The organism is uncultured Porphyromonas sp., assembly GCF_947254915.1.
In the GTDB taxonomy this organism is placed as follows: Bacteria; Bacteroidota; Bacteroidia; order Bacteroidales; family Porphyromonadaceae; genus Porphyromonas.
In genome coordinates this window covers 1-6,141 of record NZ_CAMYEZ010000124.1, presented here as the reverse complement: position 1 = coordinate 6,141, position 6,141 = coordinate 1, and the positions used below count along the sequence as shown (strand labels likewise).

Here is a 6,141-nt window from a genome sequence, read left to right as displayed (position 1 = left end):
AGCGCATCGTTGTCCAGGCTGAAGGCGAGCTGTCCCGCCCCAGCCTCGGGCTGTGCCTCGGGGATGAGCTGGCTCTCCTTAGAGCAGCTCCCCAAGGTGAGTAGCAAGAGTACCCCCATGAGGGTGGCACTCGCTACGCGATATATCTTGTTCATACTTCTTTTGCTTGTTCTAATCTAGGTGAACTATAGCATCGCATTAATTATCCTTCTTATCCTGCTTGACTAGGATCTTGTACTCAAACTGTGGATCCGTAGAGCACTTGACAGTGACAATCCCCCCACGAGGAGCATCTCCAGCAGCTTTGACATTGATCTTGATCTTGCCATCATGCTCTACAGATGCTGTAAGCCAAGGGTGAGTACCCTCTACCGTTGCAGTAAATGTAGGTGTCTCATTTTGCAGTGCGCAAGAGGTCGTAAAGGTAGCAGAAGCAGCTGTCTTAGGAGCCGTGAGCTCGTGCTTCTTAGCATCGTAAGTGAAGTCGTTAGAGCTTGCTTTATCAAAAGCTACCGAGAAGGCATCCCAATTAACTACCGTATTGACATAGCCATCCCAGTCAGCGACCTCAAGCTGGAAGGTAAGGTTGTCGTTTGTGTGATCGGTACCGAGTACGATACGATAGAGCGTGTTGCGGACGATGTCAATACCCTTGTTCTTGGCTTTGTCAAAGAAGGGGATCTTGTACTCCTTCTCTGTACCACGGAACTTAGCCTTGATGAGGACATAGGTAGCCTCAGCTTCTGACGTTTGGTTGCCCTCGTAGAGGTAGAAAACCTTGTTATGCACCTTCTGCTCAGCACCAGCGGTGAAGAGGAATGGCGTGACACCATTCACTTTCTGGCTTCCTGTGGCTACGTTAGAAGTCTTGTCATCGACAAGAAGACTCTTAGAGTTGGCATTATGGAGAGAAACCTCGGTAATCTCGAGCAGTTTGTCGGCAACATTGTTCTTAATGTCGATACGAGCTACGATACGCTCTAGAGGTAGCGTGACCTCCTGTCGGAAGAGGTTGACATCGCTCTTGACACCGACCATAGGGATCTTGTCGGTAGTGCCATTCGTACCGTCTCCGTTGACAACATCCTTGGAGGACTCATTAGCCTTTTGCTCTTTCTTAGCGATGATATTCTTGAGCTGGCTAACATTGTCGCCCTTATGGAGCTGTGTTGTGAGCTCCTCGTTGGCAATACCATAGATGGTGACAAGCCCCTGAGGAATGCTGTTGTCCGTAGAGGTGTAGGTGTAGATCATAGCCGTAGGATCGTTAGGATCGGCCATTAGACTGGGGTTGCTGATGGAGATAGGATCAAGTGCTAGCTTGTCATTCTCAAAGATGTAGAGGGTTACCTTGTCGATGCTGTACTCTCTCGCATCCTGTGTCATACGTAGGTTGTACTTAACTGGATCGCCTGAGGGTACAGAGAAGCGGATCGTAAAGGTACCAGGCTTCCCCTGGTAGGTCTCAGCGAGCTGATCCCCCTTAGGTGCCTTGTTGTCAGACTTGCAGCTACTCGTGAGAGCAACTAGCGCTAGAACTCCAATGATGAGGAGTGCTTTGATTTTGTTGTTCATAAAAGTGTTGGTTTAATTAGTTGTTTATATGCTAGGAGCTTCGTGCTCCTACTTTGGTTTCTTGGTGATTGGCTGTTGGCTATTGGCTGTTGGCGGTTGGCGGTTAGCTGTTGGCTGTTGGCTGTTAGCGGTTGGCTGGCTAAAAGCTAACGGCCAAAAGCCAAAAGCCAAAAGCTAACTCCCCACTCCCAGCGTGCCTCCATCGACCCAGTCTAGCACATCAACGGAGGGCCATTGGCTCACGGTGACACTGCCATCGGGATGGATCAAGATCTTGATGCGGAAGAGCTGAGCTGGTATCCGATCGGGGTACCAGCGCCACTCCTTAAATGCCTTGCTCAGATCTATCTCGGTGGTGACGGGCTTGCCCTGATAGTAGAGGCGTAAGATGGGTACCGCATCATCACGATAGCGTAGCGAGATGAGGTCGTAGTAGAGCTTCATATCAAAGAGCTGACGCTCCTGCCGATGCGTGATCATCTCGCCCCGCTCTGTGGGGAAGTGATGCACCACATCGGTCAGCGTAGACTCGGTCGGCGTATGCGCATTGCCCCGCGCTATCACGATGGGATCGCCATACCACCTGCCTAGGTCGTAAGCCGCTGCTATACGACTAGCACGTAACTCGTAAGCTCCGCTGAGATGCTTGGGGGTATCCTCCCACTCTACCTGTACCTGCAGATGACAATGCACATTGGATAGGTCGCAGTAATAGCGGATAGGCGTATCTCCGTTGGTGTGGAAGGTGCGCAGATTGTAAAAGAGCTCCTCACTACTCTGATAGAGACCAGCTGTCTGTTCTAGCGCCTTGGCTAGACGTAGCTGCGCCTCGCCTAACGTAGCGCCTGGATGCAGGTGCTCCAGCAGTGTCCCTGCTGGCGAACTATTGGCTACGGTCAGCATCATATAAGTACCTGGCAATAGATTTGCCAAGCGAACGTACTGTGGATTGGATCTCACCGCATACACCTCACGGAGGTAGATACTATCCCCACTATAGAGGAAGTGTCTCATACCGCCTCGTATCTTCTGCTGGTACTGGTCACCTTGAGATGGAGAGGGGACGTAGCGATAGATCAGGTCTACACGCTTGCAGCAGAGGTCTTGCGGGTCGTCCATATCACAGCTGGTCAACCCCACCAGGCTCAGCAAGAGCATAGCTGTCACCCCGTAGCGACCTACTGCCAGGCGTATGATACGTCTGAAAAAGACGCTTAGCGAGGCGCTACAGTGGGTGACTAGCTTAGCTCGTAAAGGTATGCTTCTATATACCATGATGTACTGCTTTCTTAGCGTGTCGTCGTAGACTTGGTAGCCCCAGACGCTGCTTTATTCTGCTTCTGCAGTGCCTCTCGCTGCTGCTCTTGGAGCATTTGCGTGAGGTTGCGCTGTGCCATCTCTTGACTCTCTTGAGGAACCCGACGGAAGTAGTCAGCAGCCTGGTCATACTCCTGACGCATCCAGTGATAGACGCCTAGGTTGTTGTACGCACGTGGATCCTGTGCTACACGCTCGAGGTATAGATGTGCTATCTCTAGCTCCCCACGTATGAGAGCAGCTGAGGAGGCGTTGATCTGAGCAATCGGATCCTTCGGGAAGTAGCGGGCAGCTATATCATACTCACGACCATAGTTGCTCCGCTGCGTACGAGCCACAGCATCGCTATTGCGTGTATGAGCTAGGTCATAGATCTCTCGCTGTGAGAGGTCTTGCGGACGGGAGTCAATAATCGTAGCTACCTCACGCTGCTCGAAGTCTCGTACGCCATACTGTAGGGTCATATCGATACGACGCAGGAGGGGATAGATCTCTCCCAGCAAGGTCTTATAGGTTCGTCCCCCACGGAGGCGCTTGAGCTGTTGGTCACGAGCATCGTAGCTGAGACTCTCACGATCTATGATACGGAGTATCTCATCGCGCTCTCTCAGTGACGACTCGGTGATGAGCTTGCGGAGTCCCTCCCAGTCCTCACCACGTCCCTGTACCTCAAAGGTGGGGATACGAGACATACCGTAGATACGCTCTAGATAGTTTCTAAAGCCATAAGCTCGAGACTCGGAGAGGGAGCGATTATACTCGTATCCACCCTCGGGAGAGGCGAAGCCATAGATGCTAGCCTCACGTACCGTATAGGTACTATCATGGTCTGTCAGGAGAGGACGTATCTCACGATCCACACGTGTCAGCTCCGTACGATTATTAGCAAAGTCAGGCAAGATCTCCGACTTAGCCACCTCAAAGGCAATGCGTACAGAAAGGCTTTGGCTACGCACCTTGACCACTTCCTTGGCTGGTCTGATGAAAGAGACATTGGAAGCGTAGAGGTCTGGGCGTGCTACCTCTAGTGGCTTGGGAGCCTCTATACGCACGGTGTCAGAGACGGTCTGAACAATACGCACCGTGTCGGGCGCTGGCATCTGGTGAGGTGCTATTGCGTACTCCTTACTAGCTACGGGGTAGAGCTTACAGCAATTCTCCACCTCAAGGTCTAGACGCAGGCTACCGCCCTTCCTATAGTTAGCCAATGGCATACGATAGCTATATCTGACACGATTACTCATTGTATCTAGCGCATTGCGTGGCGTAGCGATGGTAGCAACGAGGAGTGGCTTATGCTCCTCATACTCTTGATGGCTCCAAAAAGTAACCTCACGACGATACGCTCTCGCCCGCTTACGACCATTGATCCGTAGCTGAGGCAGACGTACCTCGCCTAGCGCCTCAGGCTGTACATAAATGGGGGTCACGAGGAGTGCCTCACGAGAAGAGACGACCCGCTCACCATAACGTGCTAGAAAGGAGACAATCAGTGCCGATCCATCAGCACTATAAGAGGTCTCCATATCAACTATATGTAGTCCATCGGCTACTGACTTACGATGCCTCCGCATAGCCGAGGAGACAGTCACGCTGTCTGTGACCACCCGCACGCTCTGCTCTCTGCTTAGGATGGAGTCGGCAAGAGGCTTGTCTATAGCAGTCGGTCTACTCTGGGCTGACAAGATAACCGGCGAAAAGATCAAAAGGATCAAGATGCTGACAGTAGCTAGGTATGTAGCGTATAGCCACAAGAGCGTACGCCTCTCCTTGGAGGCTTCGTCAACGAGAGCGTCTATACTACTCTTACTCCTCATACAGTACCGTAGAGGACTATGCGATGATTTGCTTGACATAATGTACTCTTTGATCTAGTTAGCGGATATAATAAATAAGGTCTATCGTTGCCTTCGTAGGGCCTACATAATGACGCATGTAGCTACCCTCACGATCGCCACACTGCCAGCACCGATACTTATCATACTTCATAAAGAGATAGCCCACGCCTATGGAGAGCTCTACACCCCAGCGATCTCCGAGGGGCCACTGATAGCCTGCACTCACACCAGCACCTACGCCGTACCCCTGATAGCGATAATCGGCCAAGGGCTTGATAAACCTCAAACCACCCACATTATACTGTGTGGCGATGGTATGAAGTCCTAGGTTCCAATACTCAAAGCGTCGGCAAAACCAATACTTAGCCTCGGGCATCAGCGTCCAGTGAAACATCTTGGGGTGAACGCGCTCGCCACTCTCGGGATGATCATAGGATTTGAACCGCCAAGGATTCCACCCCGCATGTAAGCTAAGGCTCCAGTGGTCTCCGACACCTAGGGTGACGCCTACGTTGGGGGTCGTTGTTGCCCAGTAGAGAGCATTTGTCTGTAGACCCAGTTGCTGTGCTCTCACAGAGAGACTCCAGAGTGCTAGGAGGATAGGTATAAATAGGATTCGTGTCATAACAGCTTTGTTGATACTAGTCAAGTGCTACATTGTGAGACTATTGCATAAAGGCGAATCGCTGTGTTGCTTTCGGGATTCGGCTTCGGTCACATACGGAGGTATGCTCCCTTCAGACCTCACCCTCAGCGCCTTGCGCTTCATCCTTTCTGCAAAGTCTAGACAATCTTGCAAGCAAGATTGTGAGACTGTTGACTTTTGCAACAGTCTCATTATAGTGCCGTCAAGAGAGGTCATCACAACTATTGTATAGTCACGATGACCGTAGGAAGCCCTTTGTCTGAGCTCTCTCTGAGACAACTCATCGGAGAGTCCGCACGCCAAGAGATCCAGAAAATTGGTTCTCGACGAGCCACCCACTCCTAGTATCTATGCTAGGAGCAGGCTTACGTCAGACGAAGAAGCTGAAGAAAAAAAATAAACGTGTGAAGACAACCCCGACCTTTCAATATCTCAAGCTGAGCACGGTAGCAAGCTATGACCAGAAGACTCGTGTCAAGAGCCTGTCAGATGGGTACCCTACGACAAGCTACCACTCAGTGGGCGAAAGGGTGTATGGATATAGGGTGTCACGGCTCGTAGAGAGCGTATCTAGCTTGCCTATCGATGGGGACAAGCAGAGGAGCCTCTACTGGATGGCCAATAGAAGGAGAGGTGGTGGTGGAATGGGTGCGACAAGAGGGAAAACACGCAAGGATGCACCACCGAAGGCAAACAAACGTCTTAACATTTGTTTATCAGGCTGAGGGTAATGATGCTTATACATAGAGATATACTCTCTCTCTC

The 6,141-nt window shown here is 51.2% G+C and carries 5 protein-coding genes; 1 reads left to right on the top strand and 4 read right to left on the bottom strand.

Translation table 11 applies throughout. The annotated features are described in order from the left end of the window. Positions 1 to 198: 198 nt before the first annotated feature. From Q0X57_RS07195 to Q0X57_RS07180, 4 genes are all read right to left on the bottom strand, one after another. A complete protein-coding gene (locus Q0X57_RS07195; RefSeq protein ID WP_297729612.1) occupies positions 199 to 1,575 on the bottom strand; it encodes a hypothetical protein in 1,377 nt (458 codons plus the stop codon). 174 nt (positions 1,576 to 1,749) lie between these two features. Further along, a complete protein-coding gene (locus Q0X57_RS07190) occupies positions 1,750 to 2,850 on the bottom strand; it encodes a FimB/Mfa2 family fimbrial subunit (RefSeq protein ID WP_297729610.1) in 1,101 nt (366 codons plus the stop codon). Between the two features lie 14 nt (positions 2,851 to 2,864). Then, positions 2,865 to 4,709 carry a DUF3868 domain-containing protein gene (locus Q0X57_RS07185; protein ID WP_297729608.1) on the bottom strand — a complete coding sequence of 615 codons (1,845 nt, stop codon included), beginning with the start codon at positions 4,707 to 4,709 and terminating at the stop codon, positions 2,865 to 2,867. A 58-nt stretch (positions 4,710 to 4,767) separates the two neighbouring features. Next, positions 4,768 to 5,355, bottom strand: a complete 588-nt coding sequence (locus tag Q0X57_RS07180; protein ID WP_297729606.1) for a DUF3575 domain-containing protein — start codon at positions 5,353 to 5,355, stop codon at positions 4,768 to 4,770. 425 nt (positions 5,356 to 5,780) lie between these two features. On the opposite strand from Q0X57_RS07180, the gene Q0X57_RS07175 reads away from it, so the two are divergent. Then, the gene (locus Q0X57_RS07175) at positions 5,781 to 6,101 is read left to right on the top strand and encodes a hypothetical protein (protein ID WP_297729603.1); all 321 of its coding nucleotides are present in this window, start codon (positions 5,781 to 5,783) and stop codon (positions 6,099 to 6,101) included. Positions 6,102 to 6,141 lie beyond the last annotated feature (40 nt).